Consider the following 17927-nt stretch of genomic DNA (forward strand, 5'->3'; position numbering starts at 1 on the left):
CGCCGCATTCGCCGGAGAAGCGCAGCTTGTCCCAATTCCTGATTTCCATCATCCGTCCGCGCGGTTATCGGCACAGCGACGCGTTCATGGAGGTTGCCGAGACGCTTTGCCTGGGGCTGCGCCGGCTCGGCCATCGGGCGGCTGTCTTTGAGAACAAGATTGCCCCTCAGGCGATCAACATCCTCCTCGGAGCGCATCTGCTCGATCGTCGCGAGGCTGGCCTGCTGCCTCCGGGGACGATCGTTTATAACCTCGAGCAGCTCGGCGCCCCCTATCTGAAGGAGCACTTCTACGGTCTGGCCTGCCGCTGCCGGATCTGGGATTACAGTCCGCTGAATCTCGCGCTCTGGATGCAGCGCCGCTGCGCGCAGCCGCCCACCCTGGTCGAGATCGGCTACGTGCCCGAATGGACGCGCATTCCGGTCGCGCCGATTCAGGATATCGACGTCCTCTTCTATGGCTCCATCAATGAGCACCGGAGGGCCATCTTCCTGCGGCTTCGTGAAGCCGGGATCGGAATCCATGCGGTTTTTGGGGTGTATGGCCGGGAGCGGGATGCGCTGATCGCGCGGGCGAAGATCGTGCTCAATCTTCACTGCTATCCGACCAAGCTCTTCGAGGTGGTCCGCGTCTCTTACCTGCTGGCAAATGCGAAGGCGGTGGTCAGCGAGGCTTCGCCGGATATCGGCGACTTTGCGCAGACCGTCGAGGTCGCCTCCCCGGATGGCATGGTCGATGCGGTCTCTGCACTTCTTGCCGATGAGTCTCGCCGTAAGCGACTGGAGGCGCGAGGCTTCGAGTTCTTCACGCGCAGGCCTGTTGAGAGCTTCCTGGAAAAAGCAATCGGCCCGTTGATCGGGCCGACGCAGTCGACTGCTTCCGGATAAGCCAGTGGCCGTAGGAACCGTAGGAATACGTTAGCGGTTGGACATGCCCAGGGTGCCGTGCATGGGTAGCGTGGAGGCGACGAATTGGACCGTGGCCGCCCGTCCATGGCCGATCTGCCGGCCGCGGGCTGCGGGAACGGGTGTTTCCATCTCGACTTCATCCTCCGCGGCTTCGGTTTCCTTCCTGCCGGAGGTCGCGGCAAGGATAGCGGGGGTGGCGATCATGGCAAGGAATGCGAGAGCGAAAAAGGCCTGAAGCATGGCAGCGGTATCTCCTGAAGGTTACGGGGCCCGGGGCCTCGCAACACCCTCAGCATCCCGCATCTCCGCACGGGAGAACATCCCACGAAGCGGCCTTCCCGATCCCAGGATGGGGACCGGAGGGTGACCCGGAAGACGAGCCCCTTAACACTTCCAGGGGAGTAGCGGAGAATAGGGCATCGGCGGCATGCATCCAATATGGCAATGACCAATCCAATGCGGAGATTCCGGCGGCGCCGGAAGGAGCCAGTCTTTACGCGGCCAGAGTCCGAATTGCGTCAGCTCACCGAGGCCTTCTGTGGCGCAGCTACGCTGCCGGCGCAGACGCGCCGCGCCATTGCGCTCTTTTCCTCGCTATGGACGCTTCCCACCGAGCGTGCCTTTACCGCCGGGCTGCTGCGCTGGATTCGCATGCTGGAGCAGGACCGCGATCTGCGCAGCCGTTTCCGCGCCAGCTGGCAGAGCATGGCGGCGCACCTCGATTCGGTGCCGTTCTTCGCCGACGCGGGCATCCCGGTAGAGCACGCGCTCTGGCATGAGGCGACGCGCCGCATCTTTCAGAGGCTGCTGCCCTCGGCGCGGGAGCATGTCGACACGGCCCGGCTGTTTACTGCGGTGCTCTCCTCGCAGCAGGCGGTCGACCGCTTTCGGGAGATCGATGGCTTTATCTTTACCCGGCTGGCCCGCCTGCTATGGCCTGCGGAGGGCCTGCGCGCGCTGCCGGGAGTCCGCGAGAATCTGCACCAGGCGATGCGCCTGCTGGCAGCCAGGGTGGCGGGACGTGGAGCGACTCCTGCGATCCGTCAGCGCAGCAGCGCCCTGACGCCGGAAAACTCTCCGTTCTACCGGCTGATCTTTGCGACGGAAGACTTTGTGCAGTCGTCGGAGACCGGACACGAGGCCTATCACCGCTGGAGCGCGGCGTTGCGCGCCTGCCGCGAAGAGCTGACCCAGGTGCGCCTGCACATGGAAGAGGCCGGCGTGAGCACCGGGCTGATGTTCGACATCACCAGCATGGAAGCGGCGTTGGACCGGCTCGAGATGCTGGCTGCGACCCAGGTCGATCCGGCCATGCGCGCTGTGCCGGTAGTGCACCATCCTGAGGCGCAGGCCATGGCGGTCGCAGGCGGCCATGCGCCTGCGCGAGTACCGGTCGAGAAGCCGTCCTTCGCCGCGCGGCAGTTGCTCAATACGCTGGTCTCCGGCCTGCTCGAGGACACGCGTATCTCCGCGCTGGTGCGGCAGAACCTGAACCTGCTGGCGCGCAAGACGGTGGAGCGCACCGGTTATGGCGGCGAGCATTACATCGCACATACGCTGCGCGAGTACCGCCAGATGTGGCTTGCGGCCATTGGCGGCGGCCTGTTGACCGTCTTCACCGCTGCACTCAAGCTGCGCGTGGTGGAAAGCCACTTCCCGCCCTTCGTCGAAGGCTTTCTGATCGGAACGGACTATGCGATCAGCTTTCTTCTGCTGCAGATCTTCGGCCTCGCGCTGGCGACGAAACAGCCTTCGATGACGGCGGCGACCTTTGCCGGCATCATCCGCCAGAACCGCGGCATTTCTCGCCGCAGCAAGATCGCCGACTTCGCCGCTTCGATCAGCCGCACGCAGCTGGCTGCGGCGCTGGGCAATGTCTTCGCAGTGTGTTTCGGTGCCATCGCCTTCGAGCGGCTGTGGCAGCACTTCTTTCGCTCCCATTACCTGCCCGCGCCGGTCGCGCAGCATGTCTATGAGACGCTCCATCCTTTCAGCTCGGCCACGGCCATCGATGCGGCGCTAACCGGCGTGATTCTGTGGCTGGCGGGGCTTATCGGCGGCTGGTGCGAGAACTTTGCCGTCTACAACCGCGTCCCGGCGGCGATTGCCGCACATCCCTTCGGGCAGCGTATCGGCGCACGGCGCATGCAGCGGCTGGCGCACTGGCTCGAGCACAACATCGCTCCCTGGAGTACGAGCATCGTGCTCGGCTTCCTGCTCGGCTTTACGCCGGAAATTGCACATTTCTTCGGTCTGCCGCTCGATGTGCGCCACGTGACGCTGAATACCGGCATGCTGGCTCTGGCCGCGGCTCGATATGGCACCGGCGCCTTCGGAGCGCACTGGTTTTATTACGCGGTCGCGGGCATCGGCATCACCTTTGTGCTGAACCTCGGCGTCAGCTTCGCCATCGCATCGATCGTGGCGCTGCGCGCCTATGACGTGCAGCAGAAAGAGCGGCTCTCCATCCTGCGCTATGTGCTGGGTCAGGCCTTCCGTTCGCCGCTCCGCTTCCTCTACCCGGTCGATGCCGCTCCGGAGCTGACGACCATCGCGCCTGCAAAAACGGCCGAGGAAGAGAGTGCGTCCTAGAGGAGTATCCACATAGAGAGGCATAGGAAATAAAAAACTTACCACTGCTTTGTCATCCCGACCGAAACGAGCCAAGGGCGAGCGAAGTGGAGGGACCTGCGGTTCGCCTGGTTCTACGCATCCTGCCGGGTCGCGACCAAAGGGAGCGGAGGCCGAAGGCGTGGGGCCTGGACGGGCAGTCCCGCCGTGCGCGCAGCAGAACCGCGGGTTTCTCCACTCCGCAGGACCAGAAAACGGCCCTGCTCCGGTCGAAATGACAGGTCCCTGCTTGAGCTATATGTGGGTATTCTCTGGGTTACTCGCCCCAGTGCAGACGCAGGCCGATCTTCGCAGTGCGCGGCGTGCCCAGGGTGAGGATAGGCGTACGGCCCACCTCGATGGAGCGATCGAAGAGGTTTTCGCCCGAAGCGGAAAGGTCGAGATGCCGTCCCACGGAGCGCGAGGCATAGGCGTCGAAACGGAAGTAGGGATGCAGCAGATATTGGTTGGCGTCATCGTCGAACTGCCTGCCGGAGGTGCGTTCCTCGAGGCTCAGCAGGCCGAAACGCTGGCTGGAAAGACGTAGGCGCGCAGTGGCCATCTGGCGCGCCACCTGCGGAATCCAGTTGCCAACCAGCTGCGGCTCCTGCGCATATTTTGTAACCGTCGCAATGGCAAATTGATAGCCGCCCTCAAGCGCGATCCATGATGCTGGTGCAAGCGAATAGTCGAGCGAGAGCCCGCGGCTTTCGATCTGGCCAAGGTTCTCGCGCTTCAGCGTGGTCAGCGTCGGGGTGGTGGAGAGCGTAAGTGCGGTGATCGGCCGATTCACCTGTGTCCAGAACCAGCTGATGCGCGCGGTGGACCGCAACCGGGGCAGCTCGGCCTGCGCGCCGGTCTCCCATCCGGTAGCCCGCTCGGAACGCAAATTGGCATTGGGCTCGGTGAGCTGCTGGCCTACCTGGCCGGTGCGGTAAAGCTCGTTTTGCGTCGGTGCGCGATAGGCGCGAAAGGCCGATGCGGAGAGTGCGAAGTGCGGCCCGATGCGTCGTGAAAGTCCAAGACGCGGATCGAAGACCGTTTCGCTGAAGGCCGGCAGCGGCGTATGTCCACTCGCGCTGGCAAATTGCTGTGCGTCAAAGTTGGAGAAATGGTCGACGCGTGCCGAGCCGGAGAGCGTCCAGGGCCCCGGAGTCGCCAATGCCTCGGCGTAAACGCCGGTCTGGCGCTGTCGCCCGCTGGTGGTGAGTGTGCCGCCGCTGCCGGTAAAGAGGATTTCGTCATCGGAGGCGCGGACGTCGTGCGTGTCAGATCCGGCGATCGCGAGCAGTTGCGGTGTAAAGGCATGTCGCGCGTGCAGTGCAGCTCCGAGTTCGGTGGCAGGGTCTTCGGCGTAGCGGGTCAGCGTCTCCGAGCCGCGCCCGGTGGCGATGCTCGAAAATGTCTGACGATAGTGTTCGTTGTCGCCGAAGAGCCGCAGCGAGAGCTCGTGCCAGTCGGTGCCTGCCGCATAGCGCCACAGGCGGTTGCCATTGGTGGTCAGCGGCGTGCCATTGTGGCGGGCCTCATTCAGCACATTGCCGCGCAGGAAGACGTGATCGCTGCTGGTATCGAGTTGCCGGTCAAGATCGAGATAGCCGTTCTGCGCATGCACGTTCGATGGCTGGTCGACCGGTCCGCGCAGATTGGGCGCGACCAGCGTATAGCCGTCGGTTGCAACGAGGCCCGCAGCTCCGAGCGCGGACCAGCGGCCATGCCGGAGGCCGGTGAGCATGGTGTCGTCGGTGGTCTCAAGCGCTCCATAGTTGGTGTCGAGGGCGAAACTCGCGCCGTCGCTTGCCGGCGGCTGCGCAGGCAGCAGGCTGACCACGCCACCGATCGCGCTCGAGCCGTAGAGATCGGACGCCCCGCCGCGTACTACCTCGACCGAGCGGATGACCGGCGCGGGAAGCTCATCCCAGTGGATCCAGCCGCCATAGGGATCGTTCAGCGGCACGTCGTCGAAGACCACGAGCGAGCGGCTGGCCGCGGTTGAGCCGAGGCCGCGCAGGGAAACCCCTTCTGTCGTGGGGTTCGCGACCAGCGAGCTGGAGCGGCGGAAGAGTTCGAAGCCCGGAACCTGCCGCAATTTGCCGTCGAGCAGCGGGGCGGCAGATTGGCGAAGCTGCGCGGAGTCGACAACACGCACACTGGCCGGGCTGTCGAGCGAGGGCAACGGTGTGCGATAAGCGGTCACGCTGACGGTTTCCAGCCGTAGCAGCGTGACGGTGAGTACGGCGTCATCCGTATTCGTCACCGTGGCGGTGGCAAATCCAGCCTCGGACACGGTAAGCGGAGTGCCGCTGCCAGGCGCGGTAAAGCTGCCGTCGCTGCCGGAGTGCGCGAGCAGGTGATGGCCCGCATCGCGAATCTCGGCTCCGGCGATGGGCTGGCCCTGGCTGTCGATCACGCGGCCATGGGTGGAGCGCTGCGGAAGCTGTGCCTCGGCCGTGCCGCAGGCAACCAGGGAGAGGGCAAGCGGCAGGATCAGCCGTCGCATGAGAGGACTCCTTACTCCCCGCCCCGGCGCACCGCCGAGCGGGCATTCGAGCCCTCATCGGCCAGAGCGTCGAGCAGCTCGGCAATCGTTTTGTGATGAATAGGGTGTTCAAGGCCGGGAGCGATCTCGGCCAGCGGAGCGAGAACAAATCGCCGTTCGGCGATGGCGGGGTGGGGCAGTGTAAGTTGCTCGCTCTCCCGCAGCGTCGGCTGGCCATCATCCGTGGTCATCAGGAGGAGGTCGAGGTCCAGCGTCCGCGGTCCCTTGGCGATCGCGTGGCTTCGATCGCGCCCGAATCGCCGCTCGAGGGTCAGCAGCACTGCGAGAAGAGTCTCGGGGCTAAGCGTGGTTTCTACCAGCGCCGCGGCGTTGACGAACTCGGGCTGCTCTTCATAGCCGACCGGCGCAGTGCGATAGAACGAGGAGCGCGTGAGCACGGTGCCAGCCTCATTGAGCGCTGCCAGCGCCGCTTCGAGGATCTGGGCAGGCGCGAGCGCTCCAAAGGACTGGTTTGAGCCGAGGCCGATGTAGGCATGGGAGAGCATCCTCTTCAGGATAGCGGCGGGAGCGCTCGCCTGGTGGTGCGCCGCCTACAATGCGAGACATGAGGATTGGTTTTTTCGGCGGGAGCTTCGATCCGCCGCACCTGGGGCATATCGCGCTGGCGCGTCTGGCTGCGGACCGGCTCGGTCTCGAGCGGGTGCTGCTGGCCCCGGTGGGCCGCCAGCCGCTGAAACACGGCGATGTTGCCCCCTTTGCCGACCGGGTAGCGATGCTGCGTCTGGCCGTGGAGACCGATCCGCGTCTGGAAGTCTCTCTCGTGGATGCGCCGATGCCGGAGGGCCAGCCAAATTACACCGTCGACACGCTGCGCCGCTTGCGTCTGGAGCTTCCGCCGGCTTCGCGGCTCTACTGCATCATCGGAGCCGACTCGTTTCTTACGCTGAACAAGTGGCATGATGCGTCTGGACTTTTTGCCGAGAGTGACCTGGTTGTAGGGGCGCGGCCCGGTTTTGCGCTGGACGAGGCGGCGTGGGCCTTGCCTTCGGGGGTCACCGTGGAGAGCAAAGTGGAGGACCGGCCTGAGTGCCGCGGCTACCGGCTCAGGCATCCGCAGGGAAGCGCGATGCTGTATTTTCTGCCCGACCTGGCCGAGGAGGTTTCGGCTACCGAAATCCGCCTCGAGCTCCAGGCCAGGGCCGATGAACGGGTCGATCCCGCTGTGACTGCGTATATCCGCGAGCATGAGTTATACGGCGGCGGAGCGGTGTAGGAGTCTGATTCCGCCGCAAATTCTCTTTTTATCCGTTGCTTTGCATTGACCACGCGGGGGCGGATCACGGTACCATGTAAAGTCCTCAGGAGAGAAACAGCAAACAATGGTTTCAAATGAAGTCCGTGCCATGGTGATGGCGGCAGCAGCCGCGTGTGAAGACAAAAAAGCCGAAGATACACGGATCCTCGAACTGGACTCGGCCGACTCAGGGTTTGCCGACTTTTTCCTGGTTACCAGCGGCACCAACGAGCGACAGACGGTAGCGATTGCCGACGAGGTGGAGCTGCGGCTGAAGCGGGAATTTGGCCTGCTGCCCAACTCGGTGGAAGGCCGGCGCGTAGGCGAGTGGATTCTGTTGGATTACGTGGACCTGGTCGTGCACGTATTTCTGGCAGAGCGCCGCGCTTATTACGATATTGAGCGGCTGAGAAAATCGGCACGCTCCGTCGACCTCGAAGAGCTGCGTGCGGCGCTCACGCAGAAGACGCTTGCTGTCCGCAAGAAGACTGCGGCCAGGAAGGCTGTCGTGAAAAAGGCAGTTGCCGGCGCAGCCGCGAAGCCGGCAAAGAAGGCTGCAGCCAAAAAGGCTCCTGCAAAGAAGGCAGCGGTAAAGAAGACCGTCGCCGGGAAGCCGGCTGTCAAGAAGGCCACGGCAAAGAAGACTGCGGCCAAAAAAGCTGCGCGGCCGGCAGAGAAGAGCCGGGCGCGAAAGGCCGGCTCGTCGAAATAAGGCGCGTTTTTCGGCGAGCAGTCCGTAGCCTCTGTTGTTCTTGGTCCATGTTTCCCTGTTGCGAATAGGATCTCCCTCCACCGGAGCCAGAGCAGATTGCTTCTGTGCTCTGCGTGGTGCAGGCGGCGTGAGCGCAGTTTTTGTTTTGGCGTCTGTCCGTGTTGTAGATAGCCTGCTGGAGAGAGCGGTCCTCATGGACGCGAGGCCCGCAGGCTGGTGGATGTAAAGCAACGGAGAGCGGATTCCCTTGAATCACGGAACAGCGGCACATCAGGAGAAGGCTGGCCCTGAAGCTGGCACAGAGGACGATATGCAAGGCTGGCCTCCCGAGTTGTGCCGAGTCATCCTGCAGGCCTCTCCCTGGCCGATGTTCGTGATGGACTGCCAGGAGTGCCGCATCGTCGAGGTCAACCAGGCTGCGGTGCGCAAGTATGGCCTGAGCCGGGAGACCTTCCTCGCAGAAGGCATCGAGCGGCTGATTCCGCCCGAGTATCGCGACGAGCTTCGCCTCACCCTCGGCGCGGGAATAGAGGGGGCCAGCCGCGAGCTCCTGACGGAGCATCTGCTGGGCGGAGTCCGCATCCCGGTTGAAGTGTTTTCCTTCCCTGTCTCCTGGAATGACCGCGTCTCCCGCTTTTCGATTGTCCGTTACCCGCTGCAACCGGAAAGCGTGCGTCCACTCCGCTCTTCCGGAAGGATCGTCCGCCGCGACCTGGACACGTTGCAGAGCGGCAGCGCCGCGCACGATTTCAATAATCTGCTGACCGTGATTCTGGCGGTTGCCGAGCAGATGCAGGAAGGCGAGGGAGATCCCGAGCAGCAGGCGCAGCTGATTTCGAAGACGGTGCGGAACGCGCAGGATCTGGCCGCGCAGAGGCTCTTGCAGGGCCATCAGCAGCAGGCGCGCCGGGAGCAGATCCAGCTGAATCGCGTATTGGAAGAGCAGGGCGGTGCATTGCGGGCGCTGCTGGGCCGCGAGGTCGCGCTCGAGATGCATCTCGACGAGAACCTCTGGCCGATCTTCGCCGATGCGCAGCAGTGGCAGGAGACGATCCTGAACCTGGCCGTGAATGCGCGCGATGCCATGCCGGGTGGGGGAACCTTTTATATCTCGACGCGCCGTGCGCTGCTGGCTGGCGACGACGCGGAGCTCGGCCTGCCGCATGGACGCTATATCCACATCGTGGTGCGCGATACCGGTGTCGGCATGACCGAGGAGACACGCGCTCACGCCTTCGAGCCCTATTTTTCAACCAAATCGCGAACCCGCAACAGCGGCCTCGGGCTGGCTTCGGTGCACAGCGTGGTGCAGCAGAATGGCGGCGGCATCCGTTTGGTGAGCGCGCCCGGGCAGGGAGCGCGCTTCGATATCTTCATCCCCGCGCCTGAAAATACGGGTATCGATAACCCCGGCGGGCTCATTCTGCTGGTGGAAGACGCCGAAGAGCTGCGCAAACTCATCCAGGACTTTCTGATTGCGCGCGGCTATGAGGTGATTGCCTGCGGCACGGCCGATGCGGCCATGCAATGGGCGCGAACCGTGACCCGGCCGCTCGATCTCGTCATCACCGATCTGCTGCTGCCCGATGTGACAGGTGAGGTGCTGGCCGAACAGATTCGCCTGCGGCATCCGGGGGCGCGTGTTGTCCTCATGTCCGGCCAGCAGGGGGCGCTGATCCACGGCCCGGCGACCGAGTATGCGGTCTGCCTGCAGAAGCCTTTCAGCCTGCACCAGTTGGCGCGAACCGTCTCCGAGCTGCTGGCTGTCTCCTCCTGAAAGCCGGGATCGGCCTCCGTGCTCCGCTTGACAGCGTCAGCGGCGAGCGGGTAGCTTCAAAACAGATGCAGATCCATCTCCACCATCGTCATCACCATCATCACGGGACGAGCGTGTCGGCGGATCTGTCTGGCTTGAGGAACTAAGCCTCTTACTACAGGATCTTGAAAAGCCCGCCGGCGCAACCAGCCCGGCGGGCTTTTTGCGTCAGCAGCAAACCTCTGAGGAAATGCAGGAAACGCGAATTTAGGTGAGCGAGACGATGAGCGAAACGACGATTGATTTTGAAAAGATGGAAGGCCTGGTGCCGGGCATCGTGCAGGATGCGAAGACCGGCGAGGTGCTGATGGTGGGATTCCTGAACCGCACCAGCTACGAGAAGACGCTTGAGACTGGCTTCGTGACCTTCTGGAGCCGCACCCGGCAGAAGCTGTGGATGAAGGGCGAGACCAGCGGCAACCGTCTGCGCGTGGTTGAGGCTGCAACCGACTGCGACAACGACACCCTGCTCTTTCGCGTTGAAGTGGAAGGCGACGGCCTGGTTTGCCACGAAGGCACCGTCAGCTGCTTCACCCGTCCCATCACCCTGCCCGCCGCTGCCGCCAAGGAGGCCAAGTAATCATGTCGACCCATAAGCTTCGTCTCGGAATTCCCAAAGGCAGCCTGCAGGATGCCACCATCGCCCTCTTTCAGCGCGCCGGCTGGAACATCTACGCCAACGGCCGCTCCTACTTCCCCACCATCGACGACAAGGAAATCGAATGCATGCTCATCCGCGCGCAGGAGATGGCCCGCTACGTTGAGAAGGGTGTGCTCGACGCCGGCCTCACCGGCATCGACTGGGTCGTCGAGAGCGGTCTCGAGGTCGAGAGCGTCACCAGCCTTGTTTATTCGAAGCAGAGCCGCCAGCGCGTAAAGTGGGTGCTCGCCGTGCCCGAGGACTCGCCCTACCAGAAGGCTGAAGATCTCGCGGGCAAGGTCATCGCGACTGAACTCGTAGAGGTCGCCAAGAAGTACTTCGCCGGAAAGAACGTGCCTGTGAAGGTCGAGTTCAGCTGGGGCGCAACCGAAGTGAAACCGCCCATGCTCGCCGACGCCATCGTCGAAGTCACCGAGACCGGCAGCTCGCTGCGCGCCAACCGCCTGCGCATCATTGACACCATCATGGAGAGCGAGACGCGCCTCATCGCCAACAAGGGCGCTTATGCGGACTCGTGGAAGAAGAATAAGATCGACAGCCTTGCGCTGATGCTCAACGCGGCCATCGATGCGCAGGGCCAGGTGGGCCTGATGCTCAACGTCGAGAAGAGCAACCTCGATGCGATCCTCGGCATTCTGCCCGCGCTGAACTCACCGACCGTCTCGCAGCTCAGCAACTCCACCTGGTGCGCGGTGAATACCATCCTCGAAGAAGGCGTGGTGCGTGAAGTGGTGCCCAGGCTCAAGGCCGCGGGCGCAACCGGCATCGTCGAGTATCCGCTGAACAAGGTGGTGCTGTAGCTATGAAGGTCATGACAACCCGGAGCGCCGCCGCAAAGCGGCGCATCGGCGAACTGCTCACCCGGCGCAGCGATACCTGGGAGCGCGTGACGCCGGCAGCGAAACGCATTGTCGACGGCGTGCGCAAGGGGGGAGATCGCGTCCTGCGCCGTTATGCCTCGCAGCTCGACAAGCTTCCGTCACAGTCGCCGTTACAAATTTCTGCCGATGAGCTGAAAGCCGCATGGGAGGCCACTCCTGTCGAGATGCGGCGCACCCTTGAGACGGCGGCGAAGAACATCCGCGCCTTCGCGCAGAAGCAGAAACCGAAAGATTGGGACTTCGCGCCGGTGCCGGGAGTGACCACCGGCCAGCGTGTACGTCCCTTGGGTGCGGTGGGATGCTATGTTCCGAGCGGACGCTATCCGCTGCCCTCTACGCTGTTGATGACCGCAATCCCCGCGCAGGTCGCAGGCGTGCCGCGCATCGTGGCTGTTTCGCCGAAGCCCGCGCTCGAGACCCTAGCCGCTGCGCACCTGCTCGGCATCACCGAGTTCTATCGCCTTGGTGGAGCGCACGCGATTGCTGCGCTGGCCTATGGCACGGAGACACTTGCGAAGGTCGACAAGATCGTCGGCCCCGGCAATGCTTATGTCACTGCTGCGAAGAAGCTCGTCTCTTTTGACTGCGCCATCGACATGCTCGCCGGGCCGACGGAGATTGTCGTGACCAGCGATGCCGGCACGCCTGCTGGCATCGCCTCCGATCTTGTCGCGCAGGCCGAGCACGATCCCGACGCGCTCGCCATCTTCCTCACCACGCGCGCCGATCTCGCATCCGTAGTCTCTGCCGAAGTGAAGCAGCGTGTGAAGTCGAATGCCACCGCGCGCGAAGCCATCCAGCGCAACGGCCTCATTTTCGTGACGAAATCGCAGGAAGAAGCGCGTGATCTGACCAATGCCCTCGCGCCCGAGCATCTCACTATCGACAGCGAAGAAGACCTCGCCTGGGTCGAGAATGCAGGCTCGGTCTTCATCGGTGAACACTCCGCGCAGCCGCTGGGCGATTATGTTTCCGGGCCCAATCACACACTGCCCACCGGCGGCCTCGCCCGCGTGCGCGGCGGTCTCAGTGTGATGGACTTCGTCAAGCTCATCACCGTGCAGTCGTACACCGCGAAAGGTCTCGCGAAGCTCGGTCCTGCAGGCGTCTCGCTGGCAAAGGCCGAAGGACTGACAGGCCACGCGGATGCCATCGAAGTGCGCCTGAAAGCCCTGGCAGAAGGGAAGAACGCATGAGCGAAATCGTAAGCTCCGTTGCTGCGCCCGAGCCGCGTGCGCTCGTAAAGAAAATCAAGGAATACCACCCGCCGCTCGGCGATCGCAGCGGCATCCGCCTCGACTTCAACGAGAACACCTTTGCCTGCTCGCCGAAGGTGCTCGATGCGTTGCAGCGCGTCACTCGTGGCGATTTGACGAGGTATCCCGAGCGCACGCCGGTCGAGGCCATCGTCGCAGCAAAGCTCGGCATTCAGCCTTCGCAGGCGCTGCTCACCAACGGCGTCGATGAAGCCATCCACGTGCTCTGCCAAGCCTATCTCGACAAGGACGACGAGCTGCTGCTGCCCGTGCCCACCTACACCATGTATGGCGTGTATGCGTCGGCCACCGAAGGCAGGCTCGTCGAAGTGCCCGCGGGCGAAGACTTCCAGTTTCCGCTCGAGGCCCTGCTCGCGCGCATCACGCCGAAGACCAAGCTCATCGCCATCGCCAATCCCAACAGCCCCACCGGGCAGGTGATCTCGCGCGAAGACATCCTCAAGGTCGTCGCCGCGGTGCCGCACGCCATGGTGCTCATCGATGAGGCTTACTACCACTTCTACGGCCAGTCGGTGATGGATCTCGTCGGCCGGGTGCCAAATGTCATCGTCGCGCGCACCTTTTCGAAGGTCTATGGGCTGGCTGGCCTGCGTCTTGGCCTGCTGGCTGCCGACGAGTCGGCCATGCAGTGGTTGCGCCGTGTGATCTCGCCTTACAGCGTGAATGCGCTGGCGCTGGCCTGCCTGCCTCCCGCGCTCGAAGACGATGCCTATCTCGACTGGTACGTGAACGAAGTGAGGCAGGCGCGCGAAAAATTCACCGTTGCGCTCACTCGCATGGGCGTGCGCTGGTGGCCGTCGCAGGCAAATTTTGTGCTGACGAACATTGGTGCGAAGCACGCAGCCTTCTCGAAGGCCATGCATGCGCGCGGTGTGCTGGTGCGCGACCGCTCGAGCGATCCTGGCTGCGATGGCTGCGTGCGCATCACCATTGGCACGCGCGAACACACGGCCGCCGGCATTGCCGCGATGGAAGCGGTACTCAACGAAATCGAATGGACAGGAGAAAGAGCCTGATGGCGAAGAAAGCAGCAGCAAAGACCACCAAGAAGTCGGCCATTGCAGTAGAAGCGAGCGCGGCCAAGCGCATCGGCGTCATCGACCGCAAGACTGCCGAGACGCAGATCCAGCTGAAGCTCACCATCGAAGGCGAAGGCAAGTACAACATCTCCACCGGCATCCGCTTCTTCGATCACATGCTCGAGCTCTTCACGCGTCACGGCGCCTTCGACCTCGACCTGAAGTGCACCGGCGATCTCGATGTCGATCAGCACCACACCGTCGAAGATGTAGGCATCGCGCTCGGTGAGGCCTTCGACAAGGCGCTCGGCGACAAGCGCGGCATCTGGCGTGCAGGCTACTTCGTCATGACCATGGATGAGACGCTCGGTCTCGCGGCCGTCGACCTCAGCGGCCGCGTCGAGTCGGTGATCAAGACCAAGGTGAAGACGCGCCTGGTTGGCGATCTGCAGTCCGAACTGGTCGATGACTTCTTCGATGGTTTTGCCCGCGGCGCGCGCGCCAACGTGCACATCAAGACCATGTACGGCCGCTCGAATCACCACAAGATAGAAGCGCTCTTCAAGGCCTTTGCCCGTGCACTCCGTGTGGCCTGCTCGCGCGACAAGCAGCTCGGCGAGATGCTGCCATCGACCAAGGGGCTGCTGTGATCGCCGTCATCGATTACAAGGCCGGCAACCTCACCTCGGTGATCAAGGCGTTGCGCGCGGTTGAAGCGCATCCCCAGGTCACCGAGGACCCAGAGGTCGTGCGGCGTGCTTCGAAGATTGTGCTGCCTGGCGTCGGGCACTTCAGTGGCACGGCATTTCTTGAGCAGCACGGATTGAAGCAGGCAATTGCCGAGCGCGTGGCCGAAGGCGTGCCGCTGCTCGGTATCTGCGTAGGCTTGCAGTGGCTTTATCAGGGCAGCACCGAGGCTCCCGACGCCCCAGGCTTCGGATTCTTCCCCGCCATGTGCTCGCGCTTCGAAGGCGGTGGCAAGGTGCCGCATGTTGGATGGAATGCGATTGCGGTAAAAGAAGGCTCGCGGCTGCTTGCGAGCGTGCCCGATGGCAGCTTCGTCTACTTCACCCACTCCTTCCGTGCACCGGTCACTGCGGAGACCGTCGGTACTACGGAATACGGTGGTGCCTTCACCGCGGCAGCGGAGCGCGATCACGTAATGGGCGTGCAGTTTCATCCGGAGAAGTCGGGCGTGACCGGCCTCCGCATCCTGCGCAACTTTGTGGAGATACCATGCTGACGCGGCGTGTGATTGCATGTCTCGATGTGAAGGATGGGCGCGTCGTTAAAGGCGTGCAGTTCGTCGATCTGGTGGACGCGGGCGATCCGGCGGAACTGGCGGCGCGCCATGCGCTCGCGGGCGCGGACGAGATCGTGCTGCTCGACATCACTGCTACGCACGAAGGCCGTGGCACGTTGATTGAAACCGTGCGCCGCACCGCGCGCCGGCTCTTCATCCCGTTTACGGTGGGCGGAGGCATCCGCACGCTCGATGATGCGACGGCGGTCTTCGACGCCGGTGCGGATAAGGTCAGCGTGAACTCTGCGGCACTGACGCGTCCGGAGCTGATCGACGAGATCGGCTCGCGCTTCGGTGCACAGGCGGTGATCGTCGCCATCGACGCGCGCCGTGGTGATAAGTCGCCTGAGGAGGCGGAGGTCTTCGTCGCCGGTGGACGCAAACCCACCGGCCGCAACGCTGTGGAGTGGGCGCGCGAGGCCGAGCAGCGCGGCGCGGGCGAGATTCTTCTCACCTCGATGGACTCCGACGGCATGCGTAACGGATTCGATTGCGCATTGACCGCTGCCGTCAGCCAGGCCGTGCAGATTCCCGTCATCGCCTCCGGCGGTGCAGGCTCGGCGGCACACTTCTCCCAGGTATTTCTCGAGGGCAAGGCCGATGCCGCGCTCGCCGCGAGTATCTTTCACTTCGGTATCGCCGATGCGCGTGCGCTCAAAGAAGAAGTCGCGCGGGCTGACGTTCCCATGAGGCTTCCATGCTGATTCCTTCGATTGACCTGATGGGCGGGCGCATTGTGCAGCTCGTGCAGGGTGAAAAACTCAAACTCGCCTTCGATGACTTCGAATACTGGATCGACCGCTTCTCCGGCTACTCGACCGTACAGCTCATCGATCTCGATGCCGCGATGCGGCAGGGTGACAACACCGTGCTGATCGAGAAGATCGCCAGCCGCCTGCCCTGCCAGGTGGGCGGCGGTATCCGCACGCCGGAGCGCGCGCAGGAGCTGCTGGGCGCCGGAGCGCACCGCGTCATCGTCGGATCGGTGCTCTTCCGGCATGACTCGGTCGATACCGAAGTTGCCGCTGCCTTCTCCAGCGCCATCGGCGCCGATCAATTTGTAGCCAGCATTGATACAAAAGGCGGCAAGGTCGCGGTCAAGGGCTGGAAGGAACAGGTCTCGCTCACGCCGGAAGAGGCCATCGCGCAACTCGATCCCTATTGCGGCGCATACCTCTACACGCATGTCGATACCGAGGGCACTCTCCGCGGTTTTCCTGTCGAGCGGGCGGAGACGCTGCACGGCCTCACGACGCGGCGGCTGATCGTGGCCGGAGGCATCCGTGAGCAGGCGGAGATCGACGCGCTCGATCGCATCGGTGTGGATGCGGTTGCGGGGATGGCGGTCTACACCGGCCTTCTGGCAACATAGCCAGGTTACTTTACCTGTTCAGGAATCCGGGGGCGGCGCATCGCCGCCTCTTCGCGCCTGCGCTGCAGGACGCCTGTAGCGGCGAAGGCCAGAGCGATCCCGGCAGGGAGGATGGCGCGTTTCGGTACCCGGCTGCCGAAAGCGATGCCTGCATTCACCAGCCACAGTGCTGCAATCAGAAACCAGATCGTCGAGCGGCGCATTTGCCCGCATCATAGCACCGGGGTTGCCGAAATGAGCTAAGCTAATGGGTCGCCCGGCCCAGAGCTCTGTTGCACGAGGCCGGCTGACCAGGATGCCCTCATGACTTCAAAGAAGAAATCGCACCATCTTGCGCGCCGGCTCGATGAAGTCGGCTTTTCCGATATTGTCCAGATCCGCAACAAGGTTCTTGATCTCCGCGCTGCCGGGCAGGCCGTGCATGCCTTTCACGGCGGTGAGCCGTTTTTCGAAACACCGGAAGCTGTGAAGTACGCGATGATGAAGGCGCTGGTCGAGAACCGCACGCGCTACGCGCCGTCATCGGGCATTGAGCCGCTGCGCGAGGCGATTGCGCGCAAGTTGCAGGCAAAGAACCATATCAAAACAACGGCCGAGCACGTGATCGTGACCGCGGGTGGTGCGCATGCGCTCTATGCGGCATTCCAGACGGTACTGAATCCTGGCGATGACGTGCTGCTCTTTTCGCCTTATTGGACACCGATCAAGGATATGATCACCGGCTCCGAGGCCCGTGCCCTCTTTGTGCCGACGACGACGGCGCGGCGCAACGGCATCACGCAGACCCTGGAGCAATTCTCGACGCCGAACACGCGGGCTATCTACTACAACACGCCGCAGAATCCGTCCGGCACTGTCTTCACGCGTGCCGAGGCCGAAGAAGTCGCGGCTTTTGCAAAGAAGCACGATCTGATCGTGATCGCCGACGAGGCCTACGAGGATCTGGTCTACGACGGCGAACATGTATCCATTGCCTCGTTGCCGGGCATGGCCGAGCGCACGATAACCACGTACACGCTTTCCAAAAGCTATGGCATGACGGGCTGGCGCGTCGGCTATGCCGTGGCGCAGGAGCCGTTCATGACCGGGCTGAAGAAGATGGTGCTGTACTCGGTCAACGGTGTCTCCACGCCGACGCAGTGGGCGGCGCTCGAAGCACTGAGGCTGCCGCAGAGCTATCTCGACTGCCGTCTGGAACAGTACCGTGAGCGGCGCGATCTGCTGGTGGCGGGACTGAACGAAGTAGGACTGGCCTGCGAGACGCCGGCCGGAGCCTTTTACGTCTTTGCGGACGCGAAGAAGATTCACAAGGACAGCCGCAAGGCTGCGGCCACTCTGCTCGACAAGGCGCATGTGGCCACCATTCCCGGCGTTGTCTTCGGTGCCCAGGGCGAGGGCTTCGTGCGCTTTGGCTATGCCATGACCATGGAGGCGATTACGGCAGGTCTGGAAGCTCTCAAGGCCTTCGGAATCAAGAAGTAGCCGCTGCTCGCACAGTCAAGCATGAAGTTTTGTTCATCTTGGCTGTGCGGCCTGCGTTATTTGGCGTCGATCTTTCGTTTTTGCGCGTCCAA

General features: G+C 63.3%; 18 protein-coding genes. 14 read left to right on the top strand and 4 right to left on the bottom strand.

Annotated features, from left to right (window positions below):
* The first annotated feature begins 26 nt into the window (after window positions 1-26).
* A complete protein-coding gene (locus tag ESZ00_RS08600; protein ID WP_129207679.1) occupies window positions 27-887 on the top strand; it encodes a CgeB family protein in 861 nt (286 codons plus the stop codon).
* A 30-nt stretch (window positions 888-917) separates the two neighbouring features.
* Here ESZ00_RS08600 and ESZ00_RS08605 read toward each other — a convergent pair whose 3' ends face one another.
* Window positions 918-1148, bottom strand: a complete 231-nt coding sequence (locus ESZ00_RS08605; protein ID WP_129207680.1) for a hypothetical protein — start codon at window positions 1146-1148, stop codon at window positions 918-920.
* Between the two features lie 273 nt (window positions 1149-1421).
* Here ESZ00_RS08605 and ESZ00_RS08610 point away from each other — a divergent pair, with 273 nt between their 5' ends.
* Window positions 1422-3500, top strand: a complete 2079-nt coding sequence (locus ESZ00_RS08610; protein ID WP_164981408.1) for a site-specific recombinase — start codon at window positions 1422-1424, stop codon at window positions 3498-3500.
* Between the two features lie 295 nt (window positions 3501-3795).
* Here ESZ00_RS08610 and ESZ00_RS08615 read toward each other — a convergent pair whose 3' ends face one another.
* Both ESZ00_RS08615 and folK read right to left on the bottom strand, forming a co-directional pair.
* Window positions 3796-6018 (bottom strand): TonB-dependent receptor, encoded by a 2223-nt coding sequence (locus ESZ00_RS08615; RefSeq protein WP_129207682.1) that lies wholly within the window; start codon window positions 6016-6018, stop codon window positions 3796-3798.
* A gap of 11 nt (window positions 6019-6029) precedes the next feature.
* Window positions 6030-6563: a 2-amino-4-hydroxy-6-hydroxymethyldihydropteridine diphosphokinase gene (gene folK / locus ESZ00_RS08620; RefSeq protein WP_129207683.1), complete on the bottom strand. Its 534-nt coding sequence runs from the start codon at window positions 6561-6563 to the stop codon at window positions 6030-6032.
* Between the two features lie 59 nt (window positions 6564-6622).
* Between folK and nadD the strand changes: the two genes are divergently transcribed.
* The 11 genes from nadD to ESZ00_RS08675 all read left to right on the top strand — a co-directional run bounded on the left by nadD (window position 6623) and on the right by ESZ00_RS08675 (window position 16353).
* Window positions 6623-7291 (top strand): nicotinate (nicotinamide) nucleotide adenylyltransferase, encoded by a 669-nt coding sequence (nadD, locus tag ESZ00_RS08625; protein WP_164981409.1) that lies wholly within the window; start codon window positions 6623-6625, stop codon window positions 7289-7291.
* 106 nt (window positions 7292-7397) lie between these two features.
* Window positions 7398-8024 carry a ribosome silencing factor gene (gene rsfS / locus ESZ00_RS08630; protein ID WP_129207685.1) on the top strand — a complete coding sequence of 209 codons (627 nt, stop codon included), beginning with the start codon at window positions 7398-7400 and terminating at the stop codon, window positions 8022-8024.
* A gap of 247 nt (window positions 8025-8271) precedes the next feature.
* Window positions 8272-9801, top strand: a complete 1530-nt coding sequence (locus tag ESZ00_RS08635; protein WP_129207686.1) for a hybrid sensor histidine kinase/response regulator — start codon at window positions 8272-8274, stop codon at window positions 9799-9801.
* Window positions 9802-10063: 262 nt separating this feature from the next.
* Complete coding sequence (hisI, locus tag ESZ00_RS08640; protein WP_129208018.1) at window positions 10064-10420, top strand: phosphoribosyl-AMP cyclohydrolase; 357 nt, start codon at window positions 10064-10066, stop codon at window positions 10418-10420.
* A 2-nt stretch (window positions 10421-10422) separates the two neighbouring features.
* Window positions 10423-11301 (top strand): ATP phosphoribosyltransferase, encoded by an 879-nt coding sequence (hisG, locus tag ESZ00_RS08645; RefSeq protein ID WP_129207687.1) that lies wholly within the window; start codon window positions 10423-10425, stop codon window positions 11299-11301.
* An 11-nt stretch (window positions 11302-11312) separates the two neighbouring features.
* Window positions 11313-12578 (top strand): histidinol dehydrogenase, encoded by a 1266-nt coding sequence (gene hisD / locus ESZ00_RS08650; protein WP_308419048.1) that lies wholly within the window; start codon window positions 11313-11315, stop codon window positions 12576-12578.
* On the top strand, window positions 12575-13675 hold the full coding sequence (hisC, locus tag ESZ00_RS08655; RefSeq protein ID WP_129207689.1) for a histidinol-phosphate transaminase: 1101 nt from the start codon (window positions 12575-12577) through the stop codon (window positions 13673-13675). The genes hisD and hisC overlap by 4 nt, the downstream gene beginning before the upstream one ends.
* On the top strand, window positions 13675-14328 hold the full coding sequence (gene hisB / locus ESZ00_RS08660; RefSeq protein ID WP_129207690.1) for an imidazoleglycerol-phosphate dehydratase HisB: 654 nt from the start codon (window positions 13675-13677) through the stop codon (window positions 14326-14328). The genes hisC and hisB overlap by 1 nt, the downstream gene beginning before the upstream one ends.
* Window positions 14325-14921, top strand: coding sequence for an imidazole glycerol phosphate synthase subunit HisH (gene hisH, locus ESZ00_RS08665; RefSeq protein ID WP_129207691.1), 597 nt, complete (start codon window positions 14325-14327; stop codon window positions 14919-14921). Before hisB ends, hisH begins: the two co-directional genes overlap by 4 nt.
* Complete coding sequence (gene hisF / locus ESZ00_RS08670; protein ID WP_129207692.1) at window positions 14915-15685, top strand: imidazole glycerol phosphate synthase subunit HisF; 771 nt, start codon at window positions 14915-14917, stop codon at window positions 15683-15685. Before hisH ends, hisF begins: the two co-directional genes overlap by 7 nt.
* The gene (locus tag ESZ00_RS08675) at window positions 15679-16353 is read left to right on the top strand and encodes a 1-(5-phosphoribosyl)-5-[(5-phosphoribosylamino)methylideneamino]imidazole-4-carboxamide isomerase (RefSeq protein ID WP_129207693.1); all 675 of its coding nucleotides are present in this window, start codon (window positions 15679-15681) and stop codon (window positions 16351-16353) included. Before hisF ends, ESZ00_RS08675 begins: the two co-directional genes overlap by 7 nt.
* Before the next feature lie 5 nt (window positions 16354-16358).
* On the opposite strand, the gene ESZ00_RS08680 is transcribed toward ESZ00_RS08675, so the two are convergent.
* Entirely contained in the window at window positions 16359-16556 is a 198-nt protein-coding gene (locus ESZ00_RS08680; protein WP_129207694.1) for a hypothetical protein, read from the bottom strand.
* Between the two features lie 100 nt (window positions 16557-16656).
* On the opposite strand from ESZ00_RS08680, the gene ESZ00_RS08685 reads away from it, so the two are divergent.
* A complete protein-coding gene (locus ESZ00_RS08685) occupies window positions 16657-17835 on the top strand; it encodes a pyridoxal phosphate-dependent aminotransferase (RefSeq protein ID WP_129207695.1) in 1179 nt (392 codons plus the stop codon).
* Window positions 17836-17927: the final 92 nt, after the last annotated feature.

Source organism: Silvibacterium dinghuense (assembly GCF_004123295.1).
Lineage (GTDB): Bacteria > Acidobacteriota > Terriglobia > Terriglobales > Acidobacteriaceae > Silvibacterium > Silvibacterium dinghuense.